The 26,212-nt window shown below is 74.6% G+C and carries 23 protein-coding genes and 2 pseudogenes; 16 read left to right on the forward strand and 9 right to left on the reverse strand.

The genetic code is table 11. The features are described from left to right. Positions 1-22 precede the first annotated feature (22 nt). Both ABZ885_RS05510 and ABZ885_RS05515 read right to left on the reverse strand, forming a co-directional pair. On the reverse strand, positions 23-697 hold the full coding sequence (locus ABZ885_RS05510; protein ID WP_360183651.1) for a hypothetical protein: 675 nt from the start codon (positions 695-697) through the stop codon (positions 23-25). A 151-nt stretch (positions 698-848) separates the two neighbouring features. Continuing rightward, complete coding sequence (locus ABZ885_RS05515; protein ID WP_360183653.1) at positions 849-1,340, reverse strand: hypothetical protein; 492 nt, start codon at positions 1,338-1,340, stop codon at positions 849-851. A 220-nt stretch (positions 1,341-1,560) separates the two neighbouring features. Here ABZ885_RS05515 and ABZ885_RS05520 point away from each other — a divergent pair, with 220 nt between their 5' ends. From ABZ885_RS05520 to mug, 3 genes are all read left to right on the forward strand, one after another. Then, positions 1,561-2,679, forward strand: a complete 1,119-nt coding sequence (locus ABZ885_RS05520; RefSeq protein ID WP_360183655.1) for an aminopeptidase P family protein — start codon at positions 1,561-1,563, stop codon at positions 2,677-2,679. 205 nt (positions 2,680-2,884) lie between these two features. Beyond that, positions 2,885-3,880 carry a phosphatase PAP2 family protein gene (locus ABZ885_RS05525; RefSeq protein ID WP_360183657.1) on the forward strand — a complete coding sequence of 332 codons (996 nt, stop codon included), beginning with the start codon at positions 2,885-2,887 and terminating at the stop codon, positions 3,878-3,880. A 125-nt stretch (positions 3,881-4,005) separates the two neighbouring features. Then, on the forward strand, positions 4,006-4,500 hold the full coding sequence (gene mug / locus ABZ885_RS05530; RefSeq protein ID WP_360183704.1) for a G/U mismatch-specific DNA glycosylase: 495 nt from the start codon (positions 4,006-4,008) through the stop codon (positions 4,498-4,500). Between the two features lie 84 nt (positions 4,501-4,584). On the opposite strand, the pseudogene ABZ885_RS05535 reads toward mug, so the two are convergent. Further along, positions 4,585-4,668, reverse strand: a pseudogene (locus ABZ885_RS05535) (DNA-binding response regulator); the annotation flags it as partial. A gap of 94 nt (positions 4,669-4,762) precedes the next feature. Between ABZ885_RS05535 and ABZ885_RS05540 the strand changes: the two are divergent. Continuing rightward, positions 4,763-5,329, forward strand: a pseudogene (locus tag ABZ885_RS05540) (NADP-dependent oxidoreductase); the annotation flags it as partial. 93 nt (positions 5,330-5,422) lie between these two features. Here the strand turns inward: ABZ885_RS05540 and ABZ885_RS05545 are convergent. Continuing rightward, positions 5,423-5,824 (reverse strand): YccF domain-containing protein, encoded by a 402-nt coding sequence (locus tag ABZ885_RS05545; protein WP_360183659.1) that lies wholly within the window; start codon positions 5,822-5,824, stop codon positions 5,423-5,425. A 481-nt stretch (positions 5,825-6,305) separates the two neighbouring features. On the opposite strand from ABZ885_RS05545, the gene ABZ885_RS05550 reads away from it, so the two are divergent. Continuing rightward, the gene (locus tag ABZ885_RS05550; RefSeq protein ID WP_360183661.1) at positions 6,306-8,240 is read left to right on the forward strand and encodes a recombinase family protein; all 1,935 of its coding nucleotides are present in this window, start codon (positions 6,306-6,308) and stop codon (positions 8,238-8,240) included. A gap of 46 nt (positions 8,241-8,286) precedes the next feature. On the opposite strand, the gene ABZ885_RS05555 is transcribed toward ABZ885_RS05550, so the two are convergent. The 5 genes from ABZ885_RS05555 to ABZ885_RS05575 all read right to left on the reverse strand — a co-directional run bounded on the left by ABZ885_RS05555 (position 8,287) and on the right by ABZ885_RS05575 (position 15,119). Continuing rightward, entirely contained in the window at positions 8,287-8,874 is a 588-nt protein-coding gene (locus tag ABZ885_RS05555; RefSeq protein WP_360183663.1) for a hypothetical protein, read from the reverse strand. Continuing rightward, entirely contained in the window at positions 8,871-9,992 is a 1,122-nt protein-coding gene (locus tag ABZ885_RS05560; protein WP_360183665.1) for a hypothetical protein, read from the reverse strand. The genes ABZ885_RS05555 and ABZ885_RS05560 overlap by 4 nt, the downstream gene beginning before the upstream one ends. Positions 9,993-10,082: 90 nt before the next feature. Further along, entirely contained in the window at positions 10,083-12,758 is a 2,676-nt protein-coding gene (locus ABZ885_RS05565; RefSeq protein WP_360183667.1) for a hypothetical protein, read from the reverse strand. A 44-nt stretch (positions 12,759-12,802) separates the two neighbouring features. Next, positions 12,803-13,897 carry a hypothetical protein gene (locus ABZ885_RS05570; protein ID WP_360183669.1) on the reverse strand — a complete coding sequence of 365 codons (1,095 nt, stop codon included), beginning with the start codon at positions 13,895-13,897 and terminating at the stop codon, positions 12,803-12,805. A gap of 73 nt (positions 13,898-13,970) precedes the next feature. Continuing rightward, the gene (locus ABZ885_RS05575) at positions 13,971-15,119 is read right to left on the reverse strand and encodes a hypothetical protein (protein ID WP_360183671.1); all 1,149 of its coding nucleotides are present in this window, start codon (positions 15,117-15,119) and stop codon (positions 13,971-13,973) included. A gap of 123 nt (positions 15,120-15,242) precedes the next feature. On the opposite strand from ABZ885_RS05575, the gene ABZ885_RS05580 reads away from it, so the two are divergent. The 11 genes from ABZ885_RS05580 to ABZ885_RS05630 are packed head-to-tail and all read left to right on the forward strand — an operon-like array spanning position 15,243 to position 26,101. Continuing rightward, positions 15,243-16,124, forward strand: a complete 882-nt coding sequence (locus tag ABZ885_RS05580) for a CHAT domain-containing protein (protein ID WP_360183673.1) — start codon at positions 15,243-15,245, stop codon at positions 16,122-16,124. Further along, positions 16,121-16,792, forward strand: a complete 672-nt coding sequence (locus ABZ885_RS05585) for a hypothetical protein (protein ID WP_360183675.1) — start codon at positions 16,121-16,123, stop codon at positions 16,790-16,792. Before ABZ885_RS05580 ends, ABZ885_RS05585 begins: the two co-directional genes overlap by 4 nt. Position 16,793: 1 nt before the next feature. Continuing rightward, on the forward strand, positions 16,794-17,828 hold the full coding sequence (locus ABZ885_RS05590) for a ThiF family adenylyltransferase (RefSeq protein WP_360183677.1): 1,035 nt from the start codon (positions 16,794-16,796) through the stop codon (positions 17,826-17,828). After that, complete coding sequence (locus tag ABZ885_RS05595; protein ID WP_360183679.1) at positions 17,825-19,369, forward strand: effector-associated domain EAD1-containing protein; 1,545 nt, start codon at positions 17,825-17,827, stop codon at positions 19,367-19,369. Before ABZ885_RS05590 ends, ABZ885_RS05595 begins: the two co-directional genes overlap by 4 nt. After that, positions 19,359-20,426: a JAB N-terminal domain-containing protein gene (locus ABZ885_RS05600; RefSeq protein ID WP_360183681.1), complete on the forward strand. Its 1,068-nt coding sequence runs from the start codon at positions 19,359-19,361 to the stop codon at positions 20,424-20,426. Before ABZ885_RS05595 ends, ABZ885_RS05600 begins: the two co-directional genes overlap by 11 nt. Beyond that, a complete protein-coding gene (locus ABZ885_RS05605) occupies positions 20,416-21,225 on the forward strand; it encodes a hypothetical protein (protein ID WP_360183683.1) in 810 nt (269 codons plus the stop codon). The genes ABZ885_RS05600 and ABZ885_RS05605 overlap by 11 nt, the downstream gene beginning before the upstream one ends. Next, on the forward strand, positions 21,222-23,105 hold the full coding sequence (locus ABZ885_RS05610) for an ATP-binding protein (protein ID WP_360183685.1): 1,884 nt from the start codon (positions 21,222-21,224) through the stop codon (positions 23,103-23,105). The genes ABZ885_RS05605 and ABZ885_RS05610 overlap by 4 nt, the downstream gene beginning before the upstream one ends. Positions 23,106-23,127: 22 nt before the next feature. After that, the gene (locus ABZ885_RS05615) at positions 23,128-24,309 is read left to right on the forward strand and encodes an AAA family ATPase (RefSeq protein ID WP_360183687.1); all 1,182 of its coding nucleotides are present in this window, start codon (positions 23,128-23,130) and stop codon (positions 24,307-24,309) included. Positions 24,310-24,343: 34 nt separating this feature from the next. Continuing rightward, a complete protein-coding gene (locus tag ABZ885_RS05620; RefSeq protein WP_360183689.1) occupies positions 24,344-25,138 on the forward strand; it encodes a hypothetical protein in 795 nt (264 codons plus the stop codon). A gap of 4 nt (positions 25,139-25,142) precedes the next feature. Next, the gene (locus ABZ885_RS05625) at positions 25,143-25,448 is read left to right on the forward strand and encodes a hypothetical protein (RefSeq protein WP_360183690.1); all 306 of its coding nucleotides are present in this window, start codon (positions 25,143-25,145) and stop codon (positions 25,446-25,448) included. Then, on the forward strand, positions 25,445-26,101 hold the full coding sequence (locus tag ABZ885_RS05630) for a hypothetical protein (RefSeq protein ID WP_360183692.1): 657 nt from the start codon (positions 25,445-25,447) through the stop codon (positions 26,099-26,101). The genes ABZ885_RS05625 and ABZ885_RS05630 overlap by 4 nt, the downstream gene beginning before the upstream one ends. The last annotated feature ends 111 nt before the right edge of the window (positions 26,102-26,212 follow it).

A 26,212-nucleotide genomic window follows, 5' to 3' on the forward strand; every position in this document is an offset into this window, starting at 1 on the left:
TCCTGCTGCCGGGCGGCCGGGGTCAGCCGGCGGCGGGGCGGTGGGGGACGGCGCCGGGGCGGGCCGCGGCGGCGCCGGCGAGGGACTGGGCCTGCGCCTTGAGGGACTTGAGGGAGTCGAGCTGCTCCGAGAGGGCCGGCGTGGTGGTGTCGGCGCGGCCCGGCGCGGCGGTGCCGGGGCGGGCCGGCGGGGACGGGACGGTCACCGGTGGCGTCGGCAGCTGGCCGAGCAGGCCCTGCAGGACGGCCTGCAGCGAGCCGAGCAGCTGCTGCACGACGTCGAGCGGGAGGGCGGACGTCAGCGAGGAGACCAGGCCGGTGGCCGTGTCGACCAGGCTGCCGACCGTTCCGAGGAGGGCGCTCGGGTCCGGGGTGGCGGGCAGCTCCGGGAGGGCCGGCAGCTCGGCAGCGGCGGGCAGTTCCGGCAGTTCCGGAAGCTCCGGCAGCGCCGGGGCGTCGGCCGGGGGCACGGTAACGGGCAGCGGCACGTCGGCCGGGCGCGCGGGGGCCGCCGGGACGGCGGACAGGGCGGACATGCCGGGGAGGCCCGGGAGCCCCGGGAGGACCGGGACGGTGATGGAGACCGGGGAGATTCCGGGGGCCGCGGCACCGTTGCCGACGGCGGTGGCGGACGCCGTGGCGACCGGGGTCAGCACGAGGGCTGCGGTCAGCGCGGCGGCCATCCGGGTGGCACGCATGGGTGTTGCTTCCTCTCGGTGCGAAACAGGCGAGATCGCCTGACTCACACGTTCGGGCAGGCCAGTTGGGCCGGCCACCGCACGTACGCCGAACGGTGACGACACACCGGGAGCGCCGGGAGAGGACGGGAAGGACGGGGGGACCGGCGGGTCAGCCGGACATCGCCCAGCGGGCGGTGCTGGAGTGGGCGGCCAGGCCGACGGCCTCGAACTCGTCGGCGCAGCCGGCGTCCACGCGGGCGCCGATCCGGCGCAGGGCGCGGGATATCGGGCTGCCCTCCGGCGGGAAGGGTTCGAACTCGCCGCTGGTGAGCGGGCCGAGGTCGAGCCGGCCGTCGGCCCAGACGGCGGCGCGCTGGGTGCCGGAGCCGCCGAAGTAGTCGGCCTCCACGCAGACGACCGGCCCGGCCTTGGACCAGGCGGCGATCCGGAGTTCCAGCCCGGACGGGAACCACGCGAAGCCGGCGCTGCAGCCCGACGCCCCGTCACCGCCGCCGAGTTGGGGTGCGGACAGGAAGGCGGGGGTGGCCGGGATCAGGGCGAGCCCCTGGGACAGTGGGCTGAGGCGGGCAGCCGGTACCTCGGCGGCGGCCACCGCGAGCAGCTCCGCCGAGCCGATCAGCGCCTGGAGTTCGTAGGGCATCCAGTCATCCTGAACCACGGCACTGACAGTGCGCCTGCGATTTACGATTCCGTGGCTGGATGGGAATCGCCCCGAGAGGGGCCTGCCGGCTGGAGGCCGCACCGCAGGGCGAAGACGGCCGCCTCCGGCCGGACGTGATAGAGCGTCACCGGCGGGCGCACACCCGACGAGCCCGCACACCGGACCGAGCGCTGTCGACCCAGGAAGGCGGGAGACACCCGTGCCACGACCGTTCACCACCGAGGACTACTCCGCCCGGCTGGCCCGGGCCGCCGCCGACGCGTCCGCCGCCGGACTCACCGGGCTGGTCGTCGCGCCCGGCCCCGACCTGGTCCACCTCAGCGGCTACCGGCCCACCGCGGTCACCGAGCGGCTGACCGCGCTCGTCCTCTCCGCCGGACGCGAGCCGGCCCTGATCGTCCCCCGGCTGGAACGCCCGGACGCCGAGAAGGCGGTCGGCGCCCCCGCCCTGCGGCTGCTCGACTGGAGCGACGGCGAGGACCCGTACGCCACCGCCGTCCCGCTGCTCGACCCGGCCGGGCGGTACGGCGTCTCCGACAACGCCTGGGCGATGCACCTGCTCGGCCTCCAGGCCGCCCTGCCCGGCACCGGCTGGACCGCGCTCACCGAGGCGCTGCCGATGCTGCGGGCGGTCAAGGACGCCGACGAGCTGGACCGCCTGGCCGCGGCCGGCAGCGCCGCCGACGCCGCCTACCGGGGCATCCTGGAGGTCCGGTTCGCCGGCCGGCGGGAGACCGACGTCGCCGCGGACCTCAGCGCGCTGCTCGTCCGGTACGGGCACAGCCAGGTCGACTTCACCGTGGTCGGCTCCGGCCCCAACGGCGCCAACCCGCACCACGAGGCCGGCGACCGGGTCATCCGGCCCGGCGACACCGTCGTGCTCGACTTCGGCGGCCTCAAGGACGGCTACGGCTCCGACACCACCCGGACCGTGCACGTCGGCGCGGACGTCCCGGCCGAGGTGCGGAAGGTGCACGACGTCGTCCGGGAGGCGCAGCAGACCGCGTTCGAGGCCGTCCGGCCCGGGGTGAGCTGCCAGGAGATCGACCGGATCGCCCGGCGGGTGATCGCCGGGGCCGGCTACGGCGAGTACTTCATCCACCGCACCGGCCACGGCATCGGCATCACCACGCACGAGCCGCCGTACCTGGTCGAGGGCGAGGAGCGGCCGCTCGTCCCCGGCATGTGCTTCTCGATCGAGCCCGGCATCTACCTGCCCGGCAGGTTCGGGGTGCGGATCGAGGACATCGTGACGGTGACCGAGCAGGGCGGGCGGCGGTTCAACAACACGCCGCACGAGCTGGGCATCGTCGCGTAGGCGCGCCGCGGGCCCGTCCCGGCCGCACCGCGGGGCGCGGACCGGGCGCCGTATCAGGCACCGGACCGGGCGCCGGACCAGGCGTGGTGCCAGGTGCCGGACCGGGCGTGGCGTTCGGCCGACCGGTGGCTTTCTGAGTCTTTGCTGGGCGACGGAACGTTCGCGTGAAGAGATCTCCAAGAATGCCTTGCTAGCTTCGACCGGCATGACCAAACTGCTCCGCCCGGCGCCGCTCCCACCCGCGCGCGCCGGGCGGCTGCGTCCGGTACGCCGGCCGCTGCCCGGTGCGCGCGTCCGCGCCCTGGCACGGCTCCGGCTGCTGGCGTGGCCGCTCTACCTCCTCGCGCTGCTCCGGTACCTGCTCGTCTACGGGCTGCCCTACGCCAATGACGTGGTGTTCCTCTGGCTGATCGGCGCACTGCTGGCCGCCGCCGTGCACAGCGGCCACGGGCCGCGCGGGTTCCTGCTGGTGCTGCGGGACTGGGTGCCGGTGATGGCCGTCGTCTGGGCGTACTCGCTGCTGCGCGGCTACGGCGCGCACACCCCGTGGGGCCCGTACCTGTGGCCCCAGCTGCGCGCCGACGAACTGCTCGGGTTCGGCGGGACGTGGACCGTCCGGCTCCAGCACGGGCTCTACACGCCCGGCTCGCCGCAGTGGTACGACTACGCGGCGGTCGTCGTCTACCTGTCGCACTTCTTCCTGGTCTTCGTGGTGCTGGCGGTGCTCTGGCGCCGCCGTCACGACCGGTTCCGGCACCTGCTCACCTGCTACCTGGCACTGACCTTCGCCGGCTTCGCGACGTACCTGCTCTACCCCGCCGTGCCGCCGTGGCTCGCCTCGCAGCAGGGCCACCTGCCGGCGCTGACCCGGGTGGTGTCGGACGTGCTCACCGGCAGCGGTCTGCCCCGGGCCGGGTCGGTCTTCGAGAACGGCAGCCGGTTCGCCAACGACGTCGCCGCGATGCCCTCGCTGCACTCCGCGTACCCGGCGATGCTGCTGTTCTTCTTCTGGCCGACCGCCGGACGATGGCTGCGGGTGCTGCTCGTCGCGTACCCGCTCGCCATGGCGTTCACCCTGGTGTACGGCGCGGAGCACTTCATCGTGGACGTGCTGGCCGGCTGGTCGTACGCGGCGGTGGTGGTGTTCGGCGTGGGGTGGCTGCGGGCGCAGCGGCGGGCGACCGGCAGACTGGACGGGTGACGCCTGCGAAGCCCCCGGAGCCCGGACAGCCCGCCGCCGACGCGGCGGGGCCCGGACAGCCGGTGAAGCCCGTGAAGCCCGTGAAGCCGACCGCCGAACAGCTGCTCGCCGCCCGCGACACCACCATCCCGGACGTCGCCGCCCCCGGGCTGCGGGTGCTGTTCTGCGGCATCAACCCCGGGCTCTGGTCCGGCGCCACCGGCCACCACTTCGCCCGCCCCGGCAACCGCTTCTGGCCCGCCCTGCACCGCTCCGGCTTCACCCCTCGCCTGCTCCGCCCGGACGAGCAGGCCGAGTTGCTCGGCCTCGGCCTCGGCATCACCAACGTCGCCCCGCGGGCGACGGCGAAGGCGGACGAACTGACCGCGGACGAGCTGCGCGCGGGCGGCGCCGCACTCGCCGAGCGGGTGCTGCGGCTCCGCCCGCGCGTCCTCGCCGTCCTCGGCATCGGCGCGTACCGGACGGCCTTCGGGCGGCGGACGGCGGCCGTCGGGCCGCAGCCCGAGGGGATCGGGGAGACCGAGGTCTGGGTGCTGCCGAACCCGAGCGGGCTCAACGCGCACTACACGCCGGACGGCCTCGCGGAGGAGTTCCGGCGGCTGCGGGAGGCGGTGGAGTAGCCCGCCGGACAGGCCCTGACGGGCACGCCACCGTGCCCCGCGCACGCGTGCCTCGGGCGTTCACGCCGCCGCGCTCCGGGGCGTTCACGCGCGGAGGTACTCCAGGACCGCCAGCACCCGGCGGTGGGTCTCCCCGGCCGGCGGCAGGTCCAGCTTCATCAGGATGTTGCAATGACGATGTCCGGCGCGTGCGCGGCGACGGCCGCGTGCAGCGCCTCGGCGTCGCCAGCGGCGGGCGACCGGCAGACCGGACGGGTGACGCATCTCGGCGGCCGCCGGCGGCGTCGGCAGCGCCGCCGGGCAGTTCGCGCGGCTGCTCGGCGCCGGCCGGATCATCGGCAGCACCGGCTCCGCCGCCAAGGTGGAGCACCTCACCGATCGCCTCGGCTTCGACGCCGCGTTCGACTACCACGACGGCCCGATCGCCGCCCGGCTCCGCGAGGCGGCCCCCGACGGCCTCGACGTCTACCTCGACAACGTGGGCGGCGACCACCTCGAAGGCGCCATCGCCGCGTTGCGCGACCACGGCCGGATCGCCTGGTGCGGCGCCGTCGCCCAGTACAACCACCTCCAGGACCCGCCCGCCGCGCCGCGCAACCTGTACGACGTGGTCGGCAAGAGCCTGCGACTGGAGGGCTTCCTGGTCCGCAACCACCTCGACGCCCGCCCCGGGCTGTACGACTTCCTCGTCCCGCACCTGCGCTCCGGCGCGGTCGTCCCGGACGAGACCGTCGTCCGCGGCTTCGAGAACGTCGTCGACGCCTTCCTCGGCATGCTCCGGGGCGCCAACACCGGCAAGATGATCGTCCAGCTCACCGACGCGCCGTGACGGCCGGCGGGCGGCGGCGGACGCGTCCGTCCCGCGCCCGGACCACGCCCACGAGGTCCGCCCGACGGGCCCGTCCGACCGTGGCCGGGAGCCTCAGCGGCCGCCCCAGGGCTCGTCGGTCGAGACGATCTCGCGGCCCAGCGGCGTCAGCGAGACGGGGATCAGCTTGAGGTTCGCCCAGCCGAACGGGATCCCGATGATCGACAGGAACAGCGGGATGCTCGTGACCAGGTGCATCAGTGCCAGCCACCACCCGGCGAACACCAGCCAGATCACGTTGCCGACGCACGACGGCGCCCCCGCGTCCGGCCGCTCCACCGCCTTCCGCCCGAACGGCCAGATCACGAACCCGGCCAGGCGGAACGCGGCGATGCCGAATGGAATCGTAATAATAAGGACACAACAGATGATTCCGGCAATCGCATATCCAATGGCCATCCAGATGCCACAGAACAGCAGCCAGAGCACGTTGAGCACGAAACCGATCACCTTCATGTCCTCAGCCTCCCATGGTCTGCGTTCGGCGTCTCGCAGCTGAACCCGTCTGCCTGACGGGCGCTGGCAGCGCGCGCATCGGGGAGCATGGATGACGAGCGGCATCCCTCCGGCTGCACGGACCCCTCGACTCCGAAGATGGCGACGCACCCATCTGGCTGATCGACGGCGATCCCGCTCCATTTCCAGGCGGTGACGGTGCTGGGGAAGCGGTTGCGCGATCGGCCGGCCGCGCGTGGGCAATCGCCACGTGGGCGCCCAGCAGCCCACGATCTCCGTGACGTGGTCGCAGGGAGCCGATCTGACCCCAGCCGAGCGCGTTCGTCTCCTGCGCCTGCTGTTCGGTCCGCGCCCTGCAGGTCCTCGCGCTCGCGCGGAAACCGCAGCAAGCCGCGAGTAATTCGCATACCCTCGCCCCACATTGAGCGCCCCGGCGACGGCTGCAACCGTCCCGGGGCCGGCCGACTGTCTAGGAGTCGACGTGACGAATCCAAGCACACGCCTACGCGCCGCGACCGCTACGGTCACCCGCGCCACGACGCCGCGCGCCCTCCGGGCCGTGGACTACCTCCGGGTGAGCACCGAGGAACAGAAGCTCGGCTACGGCATCGCCAGCCAGGCGCGCAAGAACAGCCGCCACATCGCGAACAAGGGCTGGGACCACGTCGGCACGTACAAGGACGAGGGCGTCTCCGGCTCCAAGGAGATGGGCGAACGCCCGGACTTCGACCGGCTGATGGAGCAGGCGAAGCTCGGCGGGTTCGACCTCGTCGTGGTGGAGAAAGGTGACCGCATCGGCCGTGTCGGTCGGGCCTTCTGGCGCTGGGTCTGGGCGCTGGAGGACATAGGGATCTTCGTCGCCATCACCAACCGGAACATCGACAACACCACCCCCGAGGGCCGGGCGCAGATTCGGCGGGAAGCCGACTACGCCGAGACCGAGTGGGAGAACATCCGATCGCGCACCCAGGGCGGCCTCCAGGAGAAGGCCGAGGACCCCGGTTCGCCGCACATCGGCGGCCGGCCTCCGTACGGCTACCGGATCGAGGCGAAGGGCGTCAAGGGCGAGTCGCGGCTGGTAGTCGACGAGGCCGAGCGTGCCGTAGTGCAGCGCGTCCACGACATGGTGGTGATCGATGGGCTGAACCTGCGGCAGGCCGCCATCCGGCTCAACGCCGAGGGGATCAGCTGCCGATCGGGCCGCCCGTGGTCGGTGGCCAACCTCCGTGATCGGATCATGTCCCGGGCGGTGCTCGACGCCGAGCTGATCTTCCGCGGAGCGCACGCCAAGACCGACGCTGACGGCAGGCCGCTGTGGGGCGACTCCGTGACCATCACACTCCCGCGAATCCTGTCCGAGGACGAGGCCGCCACGCTCCGCCGGAAGGTCGCCGCCCGCGCGAAGACCAGCAGCCGCAACCGAGCGGTCTACCCGCTCACGGGCCGGCTGATCGGCCTCTGCAAGGCGCCGTACACCGGCATCAGCCGCGAGTCCCTCTCGTACGGTCGTCGCAACTATCGCTGTAGCGGCAAGGCCGACACCGTGCCCGGGCAAGGGGTCTGCGACTGCTCGTACATGGACGCCGAAGCGGTGGAGAAGCGCGTCTGGTCAGAGGTCGTCATCCTGCTCAGCGACTCGCAGAAGCTGGAAGCGCTGGCCGCCGAGTGGGTCGGCATGTCCGACGGAGATCAGGAGGCGCACGCCGAGCGGATCGCCGGCCTCGACCGGCAGATCGACGCCATGAAGGCGTCCATCGCCGCTGTGATCGTGGCTGCCGCCAAGCAGCAGCAGTCCCCGGACGCGATCGCCACCGCGACAGCGGCCCTCAACGAGGAGTTGCATCAGCTGGAGGAGATGCGCGCCGAGGCCGCCGCCTGGCTGGCCGAGGTCGAGGAGGCCGACCGCCGGGCCCGTGACCTCAAGGCGCTGGCCAACCCGGCTCAGCACCAGCTGGTGGGCATGAGATTGGAGGAGCAGAGCGAGGTACTCGGCCTGCTCGACGTGAACGTGTTCATCGAGGCGCCGGTTCCGGTTCGAGCCGGAGGCCACGTCTGCACCGTGCAATCCTGGTACAAGTCGGCCGGAGTGAACGTCCCGGCGGCCGACCTGTCGGACGACCAGTGGGCGATGGTCTCCCACCTGCTCCCCGCCGGCCGACGCGACCGCGTTCGTCGCTCGGTCGACGCGATCTTTGCCAAGGCCCGGACCGGCGGTTCCTGGCCGACGCTCCGCGAGGAGTACGGATCGACGAGCACTGCCTCGAAGTACTTCAACGAGTGGGTGGCGCAGGGAGTCTGGGCCGAGGTGGACAAGGCGCTCGCGAAGGTGGAACGAGTGCCACTGCCCGAGGTCGACCTCCTGCCGCCTATGCGAATCGGTGGGCGCCCTCTCACGGTGGGCGGTCGGCGCCTATGACCGATCATCCCCGGTGCCGGCGCGTCCACGCGAGCCGGCGGGGAGGTCAGCGGTCGGAGGTGCGGCAGCGCGGGGGGAAGGAGGTGTCGCCGTTGGCGTCGGCCAGGAAGAAGACGTCGACGTCGACCACGTCGGAGGCGCTGTCACCGGTCCAGTAGCCCTTCTTGGGGGCCTTGCCGAAGACGGTGGAGAGCCTGCCGTTGATGATGTCGTTGACCTTCCGGGCGGCGTCCTGGCCGGCGTTGACGTCGGGGGCGTGGCCGAAGGAGAGGACGAAGCCGGCCGTGCGCCGCTCGACGCCGGCCGCCCGGAGCAGGCCGTCGAGCTGGCTGGCGACCTGGTCGGCACCGCCGCCGGCGCCGAGGGAGGCGTAGCCGACGTTGACGGTGAAGCGGCAGGGCTGGGTGACCAGGCCGCGTTCGGCGGCCCTGGTCGCGGTCGGGGACGGGGCTGCGGACGTGGCCGTCGGGCCGGTGACCGACGCGGACGGGGTGGCCGAGGCCTCCGGCGGCGGGGCGGGCAGGGCGCTGAGGGCCACCACGAGGAGCACCAGGAGCAGGTCGGCGAAGAGCCAGCCGGCCAGCAGCATCGTCCGGCCGCCGCCGGGGGGACCGCTCCGGCGGGCGGCGGTCACAGCAGGCCTCCCGGTGCGGCGCCCGGACCGGGGACGCCGTCGGCGCGCCGGCCGCCCCACGGGCTGTCGCGGGAGTCGATCCGCTCCACCAGCTGCCAGATGCTCCGGGTGGAGTCGATCAGGTACTCGGTGCGCTCGGTGAAGACCTGGACGGCCTCGCCGAGCGTCTGGGCGAGGTCGCGGACGGCGGCGACGGCGAGGTCGTGACGGTGGATCTCGTCGCCGGAGATCTCCTGGGTCCGGCGCAGCTCGGCGACGAGGTTCTCCAGCGCGGCACGGAGCCTGACCTCGTCGCGGGCGAGCTCCTCCCGCAGGGCGAGGAAGGCCTCGAAGGTCCGGCTCGGCGTGGTGAGCGACTCGGCGGCCCGGGTCAGGCCCGCGGCGGCCGTGTTCCAGCTGTCGAGGGCGCCCTGGAGCCGGGAGGCCGGCCCGGAGTCGAGGGCCGCGGTGATCTCCTCGGCGGTCCGCCGCAGCGCGGACTCCAGCTGGGTGGTGCTGGCCGCGACCCGCTCGGCGACGCCGTGCAGCCGTCGGGCGTCGACCGGGGCGGTCGGCGCCGGCAGCCGGGTGGCGAGCAGGAAGGTGACCAGGGCGAGGTCGGCGGAGAGGAGCTGGCGGCGGCGGTCGAGCGCCGGGCCGGTCCGGCGGGAACGGAGCAGGTGCACGACGAGGGTGAGCACGACCACGGCCGCGATCAGCAGGACGATCTGGAAGGCGGCGTCCCCCAGGGTGGCGGTGGTGGCCGTGGCCGATCCGGCCTTCGGGAAGCCCTTGGTCCAGGCGAGCAGGAACTGGTCGCCGCCCGGGCTGTCCCGGTAGGCGGAGAGGGCGCTGCCCAGGCGCCACCACATCAGGCCGATGGGCGCGAACACGAGCACGTCCCGCAGCACGCTCAGCCAGCCCTCGGCGCCGTGCCACTGGCGGGTCGGCGGGTCCGGCAGCAGGACCTCCGCCGGGTAGGCGCGGACCAGGTCGACGCCGGCCAGGGCGGTTCCGCCGGCTTCGAGTTCGTCGGCGATGAGGTCGACGACGGGGATGCCGCCGGGCGACGCCGTCCGCCGGATCCGTCCGGCGATGCCGCCCAGCTCGTACCGGACTTCAGGTGCGGGCGTTGACACGCAGGTGCCTCTCTCTTCGGGGCCGCGCGGGCTCAGGGGTGCGCGGGCCTCAGGGGTGCGCGGGCCGGCGGCCGTGCCGGGTCCGGGGCGTCACAGCCGCCCCATCAGGGAGGCGACCAGCAGGACGAGCAGGACGGCCAGGGTCACGGTGCCCAGCACGAAGCCGACCAGCTCCAGCGCGCCCGACCGGGCGCGGCCGCTCACCGGCCGGCGCTCACGGCCGCGGCGGCCCCGGTGACGGTCGTGGTCGTGGTCGTGGTCGTGGTGGTGGTCGTGGTGACGGTGGTGGTCGTGGTCGTGGTCCGGCCGCGCCTCCGGTGAGGGCGGGGCGGACGGGGGCGCCTCCGGCGGTGACGCCGGGAGCGGAGGCGCGGACGGGGCCGGCCGGCCGGCGGGATGCTCCGGGAACGGCCCGGACCGCCGCCGGGCGTCGAGCTTGGCCTGCTTCCTGGCCTCCCGTGCGCCGCGCCGCTCGGCCTGCCGCTCGGCGCGGGACGGCCGCGCGTACGGGTCCGGGCGGGGGCCGGCCGGCGGGTCCGCCGGGGGTGCGGGGTGCCCCGCCGGCCCGGATGGGTGGACCGGCCGGGGCAGGTACCCGGAGTCGGACGAGGTCAGCTCGTGCGAGGGATGCGCCGGGCCGGGCGGATGAGCCGTCTCGTGGCGGTGGGCCGGAGCGGGGTCGTGGGCCTGAGCCGCCCGGGCCGGAGCGGGCGACGCCCCGCCCGTCGGCGCGGGTCCGGCCGGCCGGGCGGGGACGGGCCGCCGCCAGCCCTCGGCGGGCAGCAGACCGTGCTCCCGGAAGTAGCGGTCGGCCGCCTCCCGGGCCACCCGGTCCTGCGCCGCACCCTCCCGGGCGAGCGACCGCAGCGCGGCGAGCATCGCCGGGGTGGAGCGGCTCCCCGCCTCGCGCAGCAGCCAGACCACGGCGTCCTCGTCCAGCGGCTGTCCGAAGGCCGCCCGGAACAGCTCGCGGTGGCAGTCGAGTTGGCGGGTCCGGTCGTGCCCCGCGATCCTCGGCACCTCCTCGGTCAGCAGGTACCCGCCGCGCAGCTGCTCCTGGACGGCGCGGAAGTCGTGCACCGACTGGGTCGGGCCGCCGTGCGCGAGCGCCTCGTCCACCCGGTCCGGCAGCACCTCCGTCAGCAGCCAGCGGGCGGCTGCGGGGTCGCGTTCGCGGGCGCGGTCGACGGCGAACCGGAGCAGCCGTCCGGAGGAGGTGGCGGCCAGGGCCCGCTCGGCGGTGAGCAGCCGGGTGTCGACCCCGATGACGAGGGCGCGGGCCAGCAACCGGGCGTGGGCCGGCCGCTCCAGGTCCAGTCCGCCGTGCGGGGTGAGGTCGAGCACGATCCGGGCGACCACCGTCGGGGAGGGGCCGTCCGCCCGGACCCGGCCGACCAGGGTCCGCACGTGCCCGGACAGGTCGTCGTCCAACGGCGCGGTGAGTCCGGCCCGGACGGCCTCGTACTCGACCACCGAGCGCAGCTGCGGGTGGCGCCCCGAGCGCGGGCTGGTCCGGCTCCAGCGGCTCAGCAGCCGTTCGAGCAACTCGGCGGGGCGTTGGCGAAGTTCGGCCGCGATCGACTCGACCAGCTCCACCGGGTAGCCGGACGGCCGGCCGCGGTACTCGTGGGCGAGCGACTGCAGGGCCGTGTCGTCGAGCAGCGGGTCGACCAGGCCGCCGGGGTCCGCGATCCGGCCGTCGCGGACCGGTACCGAGCGGCGCCACACCTCGGCGTCGCTGAGCGAGCGCAGCGGGGCGCCCGGCCGGACCCGGGCCACCGCCCGCCACCCGGAGCGCTGGTAGAACTCGGCCAACAGGGCGGCGAACGCGCCGAGTTCGGCTTGGGCGCCGACCGCGGCAGGCACCGGGGCGCCGAGTTCGAGCCGGCGCCGGTCCGGGATGTACAGCGAGCGCTTCGGCGGGCCGACCAGGAAAACCACCCGTGGCTGGTGCCGGCCGATGTCGGTGCTCTCCCGGCTGGCGAAGGTCCACGGGCGGGCCGGGTCCTCGCCGAGGATGTCGACCAGGGCCGTCATCAGGCCGAGGGCCCGCGAGGACGAGGCGACGGCCCGGGCGGCAGCGGCCGCTTTCGGCTCCTCGGCGCGCGCGGCGTCGGTGCCGGCCGCGGGCTCGGCGGGCGCGGGGCCGTCGGAGTCGCCCGGGGCCGCCGTGCGCTCCTCCCGGCTCGCCTCCGCCCGGCCCGTCTCCTCCCGGCTCGCCTCCGCCCGGGCCGACTCCGCCCGCCCCGCACCGGACGCGATCACCGAGAAGTCGGCCTCCGGCTCGCCCAGCACCCGGGCGAGCAGCGCCGCCAGCTCGGCCGCCGGCAGGGCGGCCGCGGCCTCCCGGAGCCGCGCGAGGCCGTCGTCCGCGCGCTCCTGCAGCTCGTCCCCGTCGAGGACCGGCAGCCTGGTCCCGGCCGGCGGCAGTGCGCTCGCCCAGCCCGGCCAGGCGGCCAGGCCGAGCGCCGTCCTGGCGTCGAACAGCTCCGGGGCGCCGACCAGCACATGGGTCAGGGTCGCCCCGGGGCGGCCCAGGATGTTCGAGGCGGGCAGCTTGCGCAGGACGGCCGCCTCGCCGTCGAGGACGAGGTACGCGAGGCTGGCATCGCCGGCGTTCTCCCCGGCGGCCTCGTGGGTCGCCCAGACGTGCTCCAGCCGCTCGGCCCAGCGGTCGATGGTGGCCGGTCCGGAGTGCGCGATCGGACGCACCCCGGCGTTGCCGCCGGAGTCCCGCTCCGCCCAGCCGTACAGGATCTGGTGCACCGGCTGCTCCGGGCCGCGGCCCGGCGAGCCCGTCCCGGCCCCGTTCACCGGTCCCCCCTCCGGCCCGCCGGGCTGAGCTTGTCGCGCTCCAGGACGCCGCTCATGGCCAGCAGGCTGAGCAGGGGCTTGAGCGTCCGCCGTGGTTTGAGGAGTTCCAGCGGGAAGGTCTCGCCGTCGCCCTCCAGGACGGCCTTGGTGCCGGTCGCGGTGGCGAAGTGCAGGGTGGAGTCGGCGCAGCGCACGAAGGGGGCCAGCCAGCCGCCGGCCTCGACGGTCCACAGGAAGGCGTAGGCGTCCTCGCTCTCCTCCTCCACCGTGCCGAGGTCGAACTCCTCCTGGTCGTCCTGGCCTCCCCGGGGGAACCACCGGCCCACCAGGTCCTCGGTGTGCCGCAGCAGGTCGCACTTGCCGATCACCACGACCGCCGGGACCGGCAGGAACGCGCTGCCCTCGAAGCCGCGGATCCGGGCGAGCTTGTCGAGCACGATCCCGAACGAGGGATCGCCGGTGACGGAGCCCCCGGCCCCTCCCAGACGGCGGATCCGGGCCGGGTCCACCACGAAGATGAGCCCGTTGACGGCCCCGAGGAAGGGGGTCTCGGACTCGTGCGAGGCGAGCCACTCGCCCGACACGTCGAAGAAGGCGATGGCGGTGTCCCGGCCCGTCCGCCGGTTGTGGACCCAGAACGCGTCGGTGAACTCGGGCGGGGCCGGCCTGGTCCCGAGCAGCCCCTGCCCGTTGTCCAGGAAGGGGCGGACCTGTTCACGCATGTACTGGTCGTGCATGGCGAGGTCGAGCGCGCCGACCGACAGCCCGATCCGGGTCATCCGCGCCGCGTCGCAGAACATGCCGATCATGGCGGCCAGCAGGTGCGTCTTGCCGCTCGCGGACTCCCCCACCATGCCGATCACCAGCGGCTCGCCGAAGTCCCCGTAGCGGCCGGGCAGGGCGTGCTGGGAGGAGCCGGCCGAACCGGGGCACATCCGGTAGACGTTCAGCCGCCGGTGGTTCCACTGGATGTCGTCCTCGTCCGGGCGGCGTTCCAGTCGCTCGTAGGTGCCGGCCGGGGTCATCACGACCTCCTCGGCCGCCGACCAGTCGATCAGACGGAGGCAGATCGGGCATCTGACCGTGGTCACGCCCTCCCCTTTCGTGTGCTGCGGGCCGTTCGTGGGGCGCGGGCCGTTCGTGGGGCGCGGGTGGGGCCGGGGGTCATCGGATCACCAGGACGGCCACGGCCGCCGCCGCCAGCAGGACGACGGACACGGCGCCGCCCACCACCCTGGGGCCGAGGTCCAGGAACCGGTCGAGTGGTTTGCGGCGGACCACCCCGGAGTACCCCCCGTACGAGCGGTGTGGCGGCCCGTACGACCCGGGGGTGCCCTGCACCCCCGGGTACGGCCTGCGCTGCGGGCGCGGCAGGGGCGGGGCCGCCGGCGGCGGGCCGGCGGCCACCGTTGTGCGGAACGCCTCCTGCTGACGGCGGATCTCGCGGAAGTCGGCGCGGGCCTGCCGCTCCCGCTCGCCCGGGTCGGGGCGGGGGCCCGGGCCGAACGGATGGTCGTGAGGTCGCCCCGGACGGCGGGAGCGCAGCGTGGCCGCGGTGGGGCGCCGCCCGGAGTCCTCGACGAAGACGCCGTCGAGCAGGGAACGCAGTGCGGTGTCCTGCAGGCCGGCCTGGTGGGCCAGGTGCGCCGCCGGGCCGAGCTCCTCACCGGTGGCGAGCCGGAAGATCAGGGCGCCGGCCGAGTAGACGTCGTCCTGGTGGCTGGTGTTGCCGTGGCCGGCCGCCTGGTCCGGGCAGCGCCACGGGTCCGCGCCCACCGGCCCGCCGCGCGGCACGCCCTCGTCGGTCATCGAGCCGAGGTCACGGAGCTGGATCCGCGAGCCGTTCCACAGGACGCTGTCGGCGCTGACCGCCCGGTGGACCAGCCGCTCCTTGTGCAGCACGGCGAGGGCATTCAACAGCCCGTCGATCATCTCGCCCAACTCGGCGGGCCGTATCGGCAGTTGGTGGTCGCGAGCGGACAGCGGCCGGCCACTCTCGGCGACCAGGAGCTGCGGCGCGTGCGCCTCGGTCCGGTAGCCCAGCACCCGGATGAGCTCCGCCGGATAGCTGCGCTCCCCGAGCCTCCTGATCAACTGCCTTGACATGCGCAGGGACTGGGCCAGCTGCCGACGCGCCTCATCGGTGAAGGCGACCAGGAGCACCACCCGCTCGCCGCCCCGGTGGACGAGCACCCCGGTGCGCTCGCGGAAGCCGTTCCGCACCCGTTCGCCCGGTTCGAACTCGACCACGAAGACGGCCTGCCGGTCAGGCCCCGACCCTCCGCACTCGATCAACTCAAGCCGTTCGGACACTCCCCGCCCCCAGGCATGCTCGGACCCCCGGGCTCGTCCGGGACCGGTACTGAAAGTACACCTCCGGCACGGTTTTCCTGCGTAGGATTCGGCATCAACTCATAACGTTTGAGGGGAGGGTGATTGATCATCAGCGCTCAGTGGGACCTCATGCGCCGGGAGCGGGGATTCGCCCTCCTGGGCCGGCTGTTCACCGACCAGACCGCCTGCCAGAACCTCCTGGAGGACGTGGGGGTCAGCCTGGCCGACGTGCCCGCGTTCGGCCCGCTGGCGCCGGCCGACTGGTGGCGGCAGGTCTGCCGGCTGGTGGCGAACGGCCGCTTCGAGCACGTCGACCTGGCCGGGCTGCTGGCCGCCGCCGCGGACCAGTTCCCCGCCGGCGGGGAACTGCGGCGCCTGGCCGGCCTGCTCGCCGACGCCGACCGGCCCGGCGCCGGCTCCGGCCGCCCGTTGCGCATCCTCTGCCTGCTGGCCGGCCCGGTCGGCGAACCGGCGCTGCGCCTCGGCGAGGAGCTGCGCCGGATCATGCACGCCGTCGACGCCTCGGGCGGCCGGCTGGAGCTCACCGTGCAGCCGGCCGCCCGGATCGCCGACCTGCTGCCGCTGCTCCGGCGGGCCCGCCCCGACCTGCTGCACTTCGCCGGCCACGGCACGGCACTCGACGGCCTGGTCTTCGAGGACGCCGAGGGCCTGCCGGCCACCCTGCCGGTCGAGGCGCTCGCCGGGGCGCTGGGGGCCTTCGGCCGGCTGGAGTGCGTCCTGCTCAGCTGCTGCTGGTCGGCCGGCCACTCGGACGTGCTGGCCGCCCGCAGCCGCCTCGCCATCGGCACCGAGGCCGAGCTCGGCGACCGGGCCGCGGTGGAGTTCAGCGCCGGCTTCTACGACGCGCTGGCCGCCGGGAGCACCCCGGCGCGGGCGTACACCGAGGCCGTGGCCGCCGTCCGGCTGCTCGGCCTGCCGACGGACGGACTGCACCGGTATCCGACGGAAGAGGTGCCCGCGTGACGACGCCGCAGAGCCCCGACGGCACGGCCACGGCCGGTGGCACCCCGGGCGGCCCGCCGCCGGGGACCGGCGTCGAGGCGGCCTTCAACCTGGGCCTGGTCCAGGGCAAGGAGCCCGGTTCCTCCGGGGTGGACGGCCCGGCGCCCACCCGGCGGGAGTCGCCCTGGGTCCGCACCTGGCGGCCGCCCGGCGCGACCCGGCGGCTCCCCTGCCTGGTCTGCGGGCACACCTTCCGCCGGGGCGACCAGGTGTACCTGCGCTACGACGCCGACCACCGGCTGGTCGAGGTCACCCACCACATGCCCCAGCTGCCGTGCAGCGGGCTGGTCCAGGAGGCGGCGCAGACGGACCCGCGGGCCGCGGCGGACTTCTTCCGCGGGGTCGACCTCGGCGACCCGCTGCCGGACGAGGTGCACGTCACCCGGCTGATGCCCGGCGACCCCGTGCTGTCCGGCCCGGAGCACGTCCGCTGCTTCGTCTGCGCGCACAGCCTGCGCCCGTTCGAGTCGGCGGTGATCTGCCCCTGCGACCCCGATCCCGTCTCCCCCGGCTGCCGGACCAGCGCCCACCAGGACCCGGCCCGCGGCCTCACCTGCTACGAGGACTGGCAGCCCGGCCTGGAGGTCACCCGGTGCCCGATGAACTTCCAGCCGAGAAAACGGGGTTGAGGTGGACAGGTTCGCCCGCCAGCGGCTCGTACCGGGCTGGGACCAGGACCGCCTGGGCCGGTCCCGGGTGATCGTCTGCGGCATCGGTGCCCTGGGCAACGAGGTGGCCCGGCTGCTCGCCCTGGCCGGGGTCGGCCACCTGCTGCTCTGCGACCCCGACGTGGTGGCCGAGTCGAACCTCAGCCGCACCCCGCTGTTCCGGCCCGCCGACGTCGGCCGGCCCAAGGCGGAGGCGGCCGTCCCCGAACTGCTCGCCCTGAATCCGGGGATCCGCGTGGCGCCCCGGACGGCCGCCCTGGCGGAGGGCGTCGGACTGGCCGAACTCCGGGACGCCGACCTGGTGGTGAGCTGCCTGGACAGCGTCGCCGCCCGGGTCCAGCTGGCCAGCCGGTGCAACCAGGTCGGTGTGGACCTGCTCGACGGCGGGACGAACGCCTGGGGCGGCGAGGTCCGCTACTACCGCACCGGGGAGGACTGCTACGGCTGCGCCCTGACGCCGGGCCGGCGGGCCGTCGAGGACGACCCGTGGAGCTGCGGCGCCGCGGCCCGGACCACCGTGGCCGGCGCCACCGCGCCGGTCTCGGCGCTGATCGGCTCCTGGATGGCGGCCACGGCGGTCCGGCTGCTGCTCCTGCTGGAGACGGAGCCCGGGATCCTCCGGGTGGACGCCGCGGGCCGGCAGGCCGGCCCGGTGTCCGTCCGGCGCGACCCGGACTGCCCGCTGCACCGCCGGATCCCGCCCGGGGCGGTGCAGCGGGTGGCACTCACCCACCGCGCCACGGTGGCCGAGCTGCTCGCCGCGACCGCCCCCGGGGAGACCGTGCTGGCCTGGGCACCCGTGCGGATCCCGGGACAGCGGGCGGCCGACGCGACCGCCGGGTCCACCAAGCTCGCGGACGCGCCGCCGCAGGCCCGGCTCGCGGACGTCGCGGTGGCCCCGCGCGAGATCCTGCCCGTGATCGGCCGCGGCCCCGACGGCGCCCGCACGGTCCGCTATCTGGAACTGTCCGGCGAAGAGGAGGAGGCGTCCCGGTGACGGACGAGCAGAGAGAACGCAACCGCAAGGCCCTGATCAGCCTGCTGGCCCTCCTCTACCGCGAGGAGGGCCGGGCCACGGCCGTGCTGGACGACATCCACTGGCCGGCCAATCTGCCGGCCTGGAACGGCGCCAACGGCCCCGCGTTCGCCTGGCGCGTGGTCATCGAGCAGCTGGAACTCGGCGTCCTGGACAGCGGAATGGTCCGCCTGATGACGCGGGTCCGCGAGGACTACACCGGCAACCCCGACGTCCGGCGCCACCTGGAGCGGCTCCGGGCCGAACAGGCCGCGCAGGAGGCCGAGGAGGAGCGGTTCCAGCGCCCGGCCGCGGCCGCCGCCGTCCGCCCGGACGACTCCGACGGCACGCACCGGACGGTGGAGTTCTCCGGCAGCACCGACCACCGGACGCTGCTGCAGCTGGTGCGGGACCGAATCGACCCGCAGGCCACCCAGATCTACATCGGCGGCCAGCACTCCGCCGTCCAGGTCTCGGCGATGCCGCCCGGCGGGCTGGAGGAACTGCGCGAACGGGCCCGGGCCGTCGACCCGAACGTGGAGACCTACTACGGCGAGTACGACTTCCAGCCGGCCCTGCTGACCCTGGAGGTCCAGGGGCCCGACCGGCAGCTCTTCCGCATGCCGCACGTCCCCAACACGGCGCTGCCGCGCGACATCGTGCCCGCGGTCTGGGCCCAGTACCGGGACGAGCAGTCCCGCACCCCGCAGGGCACGCCGGTGCGCAGTGTGATCGACCACCGGGACGCCAACGGCGAGGCCACCCGGCTGAACCCGGACATCCCGCTGCACCGGCAGAACATCCGCACCGGGGCCCGGCTGGAGCTGTCCTCCGAGTCCACCGCGGGCGTGGACCCCGAACTGCGGCTGGAGGCGATCCAGATCGCCTGGGACGAGATCGCCCAGTTCGCCGCCGGCCACCCCGCGTTCCGGCTGGTCGGCACCGACAACGAGGACGTTCCGGAGGTCTTCACCGTCGAGCTGGACGTCACCGGTTTCGCGCTGCCGGAGGCCCTCGCCTTCGCCGAGCCGACGCCCGACCGGCTCATCCTCCAGCCCGAGTTGATCCACCACCACCGGCTGGAGCTCCGGCTGCCCACCGAGTTCCCGGTCAGGCCGCCGAGCGTGATCTGGCTGACCCCGGTCTTCCACCCCAACATCCGGCGGGCCGCCGTCGGGCCGCGCATCGTCTGCCTCGGCCCGCTGACCGAGGACTACAAGCCCGACTCCAGCCTGTACGACCTCTGCCAGCACGTGGTCGACATCGCGAGCTACCTCAACTACGGGATCCTCTCCGACAACAGCGTCGTCTTCGACGACGAGAGCCTGGTCAACGAGCTGCTCCTGAACGGCAACTACTTCGACCGGGGCGCGGCCTTCTGGGCCTTCTCCGACGAGGGCCAGGAGCAGATCGACGCCATCGGGGGCCGGACCCTGGAGTCGCGGGCCGGCCTGGTCCCGGCGGACCGGCCGCCGATGCCACTCCAGATCACCGCCTGGGAGGAGAGCCGGGATGAGCGCTGACCCGAGCGCCGGTTCGGCCATGATCGTCCTGTACAAGGGCCGGAGCTTCGAACGCGCCGCGACCGTCCCGCTCAGCGGGATGGTCGTCGCCGCCCTGCAGTCGCACCTGCCCGCGCTGCAGGCACCGACCCGGCTCTCCGTCCGGCTGCGGTTCCTGGCCCGCCCCGACCCGCGGGTGATCGAGGGGCCGCCGGTCCTGCACAACCTGCGCAGCCAGATCGGGCAGATCCACGTCGAGATCGGCGCCCAGGGCCGGCCGGTCGTCCGGGAGGTGTTCAGCGTCCGGGAGCTGCTGGGCGAGATCCTGCTGCGGACCGTCGCGGAGCTGGACCCGGAGGCCGAGGAATGGGGCTACTGCCTGGAGCACCCCCGGCTCGACCGGTACGACCTGCACCGCCCGACGCCGCCGGTCGAGGGCAGCATGGAGATCGACCTGCGGGACACCCGGCCCGGCCTGACGGTCAGCACGGTCGAGGCCGACCCCGTGCCGCTCGCCGAGCCCGACGAGTTCGGCATCGACCCGGCCCGGGTCGGGCAGGTCGGCATCCTGCTCGGGCACGAGCTCCGCGAGCAGCTGGCGACGATGCCGCTGTCCACCCGGCTGGAGGAGGGCGGCTTCCTGCTCGGCCGGCCGCACCGGCTCGCCCCGTCCGACGGCGCCCCGGGCGGGGAGCGCTACCTGCTGGAGGTGTCGGCGATCACCCCGGCCGAGCACTCGGGCGCCTCGGTCTCCCACTTCACCTTCACCGGCGACTCGTTCCGGGAGGTGAACCGGCGGCTCACCGAGTCCGAGCGGGACGAACAGCTCGTCGGCTGGTACCACACCCACCTGTTCAGCGGCCGCACGTCCGGGCTGTCGAGCATCGACGTGGACATGCACCACGGGACCTTCCGGCAGCCCTGGCAGGTCGCCGCGCTGATCAATCTGACCTCCGAGGAGCGGCTGCTGCGCTTCTACCGGTGGGCCGACCAGGAGATGCGGGAATGCGCAGTGTGGGTGGGCGATGAGCGCGGCCGATACCGCTTTGCGGGTACTGCTCTGGACTATGCGGCCTGACGCGGCCGCCCTCCCCGAGGGCCGGCTGCGGCACCCGCTCGACCTCGCCGACCCCGGCCCGGACACTGCCTCCCTCACCGCCACGCTGGCGGCCCGGACGGCGGCCCGGCTGCGGCTGGACCGGCTGGCCGCGGCGGAGCGGCGACCGGTGGGCGTCGGCGCGGTCCTGACGGCCGCCGCCGTGGGCGGCCGGGCCGAGCCGGCCGCCACCGCCCTGCTCACCGCCGTCCCGCCGTCCCGCTCGTTCTGGGACGTCCTGGCCTGCCACGGGGTGGCCGGCCCGGTGCTGGGCCTGCACCGCGGACAGCTGGAACGGCGGTTCGCCGAGGCCCTGCTGGACGTCTCGCCGCTGACCGGGGTGCTGGACCGGCCCGGCGGGCGCACCCGGGCGGCGGCCGAGGAACTGCTGGTCGACGTCCTGCTGAACGACCCGCAGGGCCGCCGCACCGTCGCCTCGGCCTGGGCCGAACCACCCGCCTCGCCGGCCCAGGCGCTGTGGCGCGGCGGGATGCTGGACCGGCTGCGCCTGACGGACACCGCGTTCGTGCTGAACGTCTACGAGACCGCGATGCTGCTGCACCGCCCCGGCCACCTCGCCCGGGTCGAGGAGGCCCGTGCCGCCCTCGCCCCGCCCGCCGACCTGGACCGGGCCCGGCCGGTCGCCCGCTGGTGGTCGGCGCTGGCCAAGCTGGAGCGCTCGCGCCGGCGCCTGCTGCGCGAACGCCCGGGGCTCCACTCCGACTACCTCGCCGGTGTCCGCCTGCACTGGCAGCTGACCCGCCTGGAGGCCCTGCGGTGACCCGGATCCGACCCCTGCCCGTGGTGGTGCCCGACGAGGACGCCCTGCGCGCCCTGCGCCGCCTGCCGGGCACCGTCACGGTGGCCGAGGCCCTCGGCACCGGCCCGTACCTGCTGCTCGCCCCGCTCCGCCCCGACTGGGCCGGGCTCCCGCTGACCGGCGTCCGGCTGGAGCCGGCGCTGCGCCACGAGCTGGCCGGCAACACCCCGGTCTACCTGCCGCCCCCGCCCGCCGGGCCGGACCATCCGCCGGGGCCGGGACCCGGGACGGGATCGGGGACGGAACCGCCGCCCGGCCTGCGGAAACAGCCCGCCGGACCCCCGCCACCGGACCGTCCGCAGACCCTCGACGAGGCCACCGCCAGCCGGATCGCGCACCGCGCCGACATCGCCCGGGTGGCCTCGCTGCTGCGGGCCGGGCTGTCCGTCCTGGTGGTCGCCGAGAAGTCGGTGGTGCCGCACCTGTGGCGGGAGATGGCCCAGCGCGCCGCGCTGCGGCCGGCCCTGCTGGAGCAGGAGGAGCGGGAGGAGGAGGCCGAGCAGCCCGAGGGCCTGGTGCCGGTCCAGCAGAACCAGCGGCAGCGGCTGCTCGCCCGGCTGCGCACCCTGACCCGCACCCTCAAGTCCGACCAGGTGCTGGTGGTGCAGCACCTGGACCTGCTCGCGGGCGGGACGGACGGCACGCTGTCCGGCGAGTCCCGGGAGCTCACCGGCCTGGTGCACGCGGCGCCCGAGCAGATCCTGCTGGCCTTCGTCGCCCCGTCGCTGTCGGTGCCGGAGGTCCTGGCGGAGCGCTTCAGCGCCCGGGTGGTGATCACCGGCACGCCGCGGACCGTGCCCGACGCGGAGGGCGGCGCGGAGGTCCCGCTCGGGGTCGCGCTGGTCACGACCGCGGAGGCCGAGCGGTTCCCGGGCTTCGACGCCGACGACTTCTACAAGCACGTCGCCGGGATGAACCCGGTGCTGCTGCGCCAGGCGATGCGGTACGCGATGGACGCCCACCCCGAGGGCGCGGCCACGCCCCGCGAGCTCTACCGCACCATCCGGGCCTTCAAGGCGCAGCTGGCGACCAACTTCGAGGTGCCGGACGTCGGCTGGGAGGACATCGCCGGCTACGACACCGTCAAGGCCGAGATCCAGCGCGCCGTGGACATCATCATGGGCCACCACCAGGTCCCGCCGGAGTACGAGGCGCTGCGCGGCCGGCTGATCCCCAAGGGCTTCATCTTCCACGGCCCGCCGGGCACCGGGAAGACGCTGTTCGCCAAGGCGATCGCCAACCGGATGGGCGGGACCATCCTGGTGGTCTCCGGGCCCGAGGTCACCGACAAGTACGTCGGCGAGAGCGAGCGCCGGGTCCGCGAGATCTTCGCCGACGCCCGCCGCAACGCGCCCGCGGTGATCGTCTTCGACGAGTTCGACTCGATCGCCGCCCGCCGTTCCGGCACCAACGACGGCGCGTCGCGGGCCGGCAACGCGCTGGTCGCCCAGATCCTCACCGAGATGGACGGGTTCCGGCCCGACCTGCCGGTGCTGGTGATCGGCACCACCAACCGGCTGGACATGATCGACGAGGCGCTGCTGCGCCCCAGCCGGTTCCAGAGCATCGACATCGGCCTGCCGGACGACGAGACCCGGCTGGCCATGGTGCGGCTGCACGCGGGCAAGTTCGGGATCGACGTCGGCCGCGGGGTGGACCTGCTGGTCGCCGACGCGATGCGCCACCGCAACGGTGACGACATCCACTCGGTGTTCCGGGACGCGTTCGTCGCCGAGCACTTCCAGGACCCGCCGGTGCCGCCGGACGCCGAGCAGCTGGGCCGGATCGTGGGCCGGCTCAAGCGGTCGATCCGGGAGCGGCGGATGGCGGGGCACTCATGAGCCGCGGTCGAGGGGGAAGAGCATGACGTGGGGTCCGGAGATCGTCGGGACCGTCCGGGACCTCGACTACGCCCGCCGGGAGCTGGGCCGGCGGTTCGTCGGCCGGGAGCGGGCGGTCGAGCTGCTGCAGCTCGCGGTGGTGTGCCGGGAGCACGCGCTGCTGCTCGGCGCGACCGGCACCGCGAAGAGCGCGCTGATCGCGGCGATGGCCCGGCAGATCGAGGCGAGCCGGTTCAGCTACCTGCTGACCAGGTTCACCGAGCCGTCGGAGCTGTTCGGCGCGCTGGACTTCGGCGCCTTCCAGCAGGGCACCTACCGGGTGCTGACCGAGCGCATGCTGCCGGCGTCCGAACTCGTCTTCCTGGACGAGGTGTTCCAGGGCAGCAGCGCCATCCTCAACGCCCTGCTGACGCTGCTCAACGAGCGGCGCTTCCACAACGGCGCCGAGGTGTGCGGGACGCCGCTGGTCAGCCTGCTGGGCGCGTCCAACGAGATACCGGAGGACCCCGGACTGAAGGCCTTCGCCGACCGCTTCCTGCTCCGCCTGGAGGTGGCGCCGGTCGCGGCGACCCGGCTGGACGACCTGCTCGCGGTGGGCTGGGAGCACGAGCGGGAGCGCGCGGAGGACCTGCACCCCTGGCACCGGCCCGCGGGTCCGCCCCGGACGGACGGCGACCTGTCCGCCGTGGTCTCGATGCGCCGGCTCGCCGCCCTGACCCGTGCGCTGTTCGAGGTCCGTCTGGACCAGGTGCTGCCGGTCCACCACGAGCTGGTCCAGGAGCTGCTGGTCCAGGGCGTCGAGCTGTCCGACCGGCGGCTGGTGCGGAGCCTGAAGCTGGTCGCCGGCGCCGCGCTGCTGCGCGAGGCCGACACCGCCACCCCGGCCGACCTCTGGCCGCTGGCCCACATCTGGACCGACCCGGCCGACCGGGCGGTGGTCGAGCAGTCGGTGCACGCCACGGTCGAGCGGCACGGCGGGGCGCGGCGGGAGCGGGCCGTCTCCGCGGCGGAGCTCCTGGCGGACGCCCGGGCGGTCGCCGACCCGCTGCTGGAGCGGCGGCCCGTCAACGACGACGTGATCATCGCCGCCCTGCGGCAACTCAACGAACTCCGCAATGATCTGACGCTGCATCATCCGCAGGACGGCACCGCCCTGCACGAGCTGTCGCGTATCATCGCATCGGTCAACGGCCTGCTGCCGTGAGCGGCTTGACCGCCAGACACCCCTAGGGGGCTTCATGTGCAACCCTCGGCGAATCGAAGTCCGGGCCACCAGCACCCTGAGCCGGAGCTGGGAGGTGGCCCTCACCAGGACGGCCAGTGCGAGCATCGACGTCACCGGTGAGGCACGGCTGAACCAGCCGTTCGGCACGCAGCTCGGCGCCCCGCTGCGCCGGGCCTTCGAGGCCGCCCTGGGTGCGGACCCGCGCTGGACCTGGTCGGAGGGCGCCTACCGGCTGGAGCTGCCGCACGGGCAGGTCGCCTACCACCCCGAGACCGGCGAGATCGAGATGACCGCCCGCTGGACCGAGCTGGTCGAGGCTTCCGGAAGCGCCACCCGGACGCTCTCCGGCCGGGTCGTCGCCAGCACCGACGCGACCGCGTCCGGCACCTTCTACACCGACGGATGGGCCGGCCAGACCGAGAATCACGTCAGGTCGCACCTGCACACCCGGCTGCAGAAGGAGTCCGACCGCAAGGCCGAGAAGGAGGCGGACCGGCAGGAGGCCCAGGCCCGCGACCAGGGCCGGAGCCGACTCGCCGGCCAGCAGCAGGAGATCGACGACCTGGCCGCGGCGGACGCCCGGCGCAACCTCGGCGCCGTGGCCGAACAGGCCCGCCCCGGGCTGGACCGGCAGGCCGCCGAGCAGCTGGGGGAGGCCCGGGACACCTACCTGCGCCCGGTCAACCTCGTCCTCAGGACCGCCTACCGGGACATGTTCGAGGCCTACGCCAGGACCCACGGGGCGCAGAACCTGTCCGTGAACGAGGACGGCGACGTCCTCACCATCGAGTTCGAGATCGAGGAGTGACGCCGTGCGCGTGAAGGTGTCCTTCCGGTACAACGCCGCCACCGGCCGGGTCGAGGAGTTCCGGGTGGACGACCTCGACCAGACCTGGGACGAGGAGCACGACCAGCAGCACGAGGACATCGCGCTCCGGCTCGGCCTGCTGGTCGAGCGGGACCCCCTCGTCAACGAGCTCCTGCCCGAGCAGGACGCCGCGACGATCCCGCAGGAGGTCGCGACGATCCCGCAGGACGCCGCGACGATCCCGCAGGAAGTCGGCGTCGAGCAGGACGAGGAGCTCCCGGCCGAGCGGCGGGAGCGCCGGTTCCAGTGACCAGCCGAACGGCGCTGCTGGAGCGGGCCGCCCAGTGCTACGTGGCCGTCGGCCACTACGCCCAGGCCGCCGACTGCCAGGAGCGCGCGGGCCACCTGCTGGCCGCGGCCCCGCTCTGGGAGGAGGCCGGGGACCTCGCGCGGGCGGCGGACTGCTGGCGCCGGGGCAGCCGTCCGGCCAGGGCCGCCGAATGCCTGGAGGCGATCGGCGAGTTCGCCGGGGCGGCCGAGTGCCACCGGGAGGCGGGCGACGCCCTGACCGGCGGCTGGCTGCTCGTCACCCGGACCGGGCGGACCGCCGCCGGCGAGCGGATGCTGCGTACCGCCACCGTCCGCCATGCGGGCGAGCAGGCCCGGCTCGACCTCGCCCTGGCGCTCGCCGCCGCCCTCGACGGCGGCGGTACCGGCGGCCTGATCCGCGCCGTCGACGCCCTGCTCGACCGGCTGCCGGAGCTGCCGCCCGACCAGCAGCGCCGGGCCGAGCGGTGGGCCGTGGCCGCGGCCGACCTGGTCGAACGGCCGGACCTGGGCGCCGTGGTGTTCACCAGCTCCTACCTCGCCCGGGTGCCCGGCGTGGTGGACCGCTGGCAGGAGTGGGCGGTCCAGGCGCTGGGCGGCACCGCCGGCGTGCCGGCCGAACCGCTCCCGCGCTGACCCTGCCGGGCCGCCGACGCGCCGACCACCCACGCACGAACCACGGACCACCAACGCACGGACCACCAACGCACGGACCACCAACGCAGGGACCACGAACGCACGGCCGAA

The sequence above is a fragment of the Kitasatospora sp. NPDC047058 genome (genome assembly GCF_040643935.1).
In the GTDB taxonomy this organism is placed as follows: Bacteria; Actinomycetota; Actinomycetes; order Streptomycetales; family Streptomycetaceae; genus Kitasatospora.

Bases quoted from the DNA above. Each gene is read 5' to 3' on its own strand.
- ABZ885_RS05605 (WP_360183683.1), top strand. From the start codon at position 20,416: ATGCGGCCTGACGCGGCCGCCCTCCCCGAGGGCCGGCTGCGGCACCCG.
- ABZ885_RS05620 (WP_360183689.1), top strand. From the start codon at position 24,344: ATGTGCAACCCTCGGCGAATCGAAGTCCGGGCCACCAGCACCCTGAGC.
- ABZ885_RS05545 (WP_360183659.1), bottom strand. From the start codon at position 5,824: ATGAAGGTGATCGGTTTCGTGCTCAACGTGCTCTGGCTGCTGTTCTGT.
- ABZ885_RS05600 (WP_360183681.1), top strand. From the start codon at position 19,359: ATGAGCGCTGACCCGAGCGCCGGTTCGGCCATGATCGTCCTGTACAAG.
- ABZ885_RS05515 (WP_360183653.1), bottom strand. From the start codon at position 1,340: ATGCCCTACGAACTCCAGGCGCTGATCGGCTCGGCGGAGCTGCTCGCG.
- ABZ885_RS05615 (WP_360183687.1), top strand. From the start codon at position 23,128: ATGACGTGGGGTCCGGAGATCGTCGGGACCGTCCGGGACCTCGACTAC.
- ABZ885_RS05510 (WP_360183651.1), bottom strand. From the start codon at position 697: ATGCGTGCCACCCGGATGGCCGCCGCGCTGACCGCAGCCCTCGTGCTG.
- ABZ885_RS05525 (WP_360183657.1), top strand. From the start codon at position 2,885: ATGACCAAACTGCTCCGCCCGGCGCCGCTCCCACCCGCGCGCGCCGGG.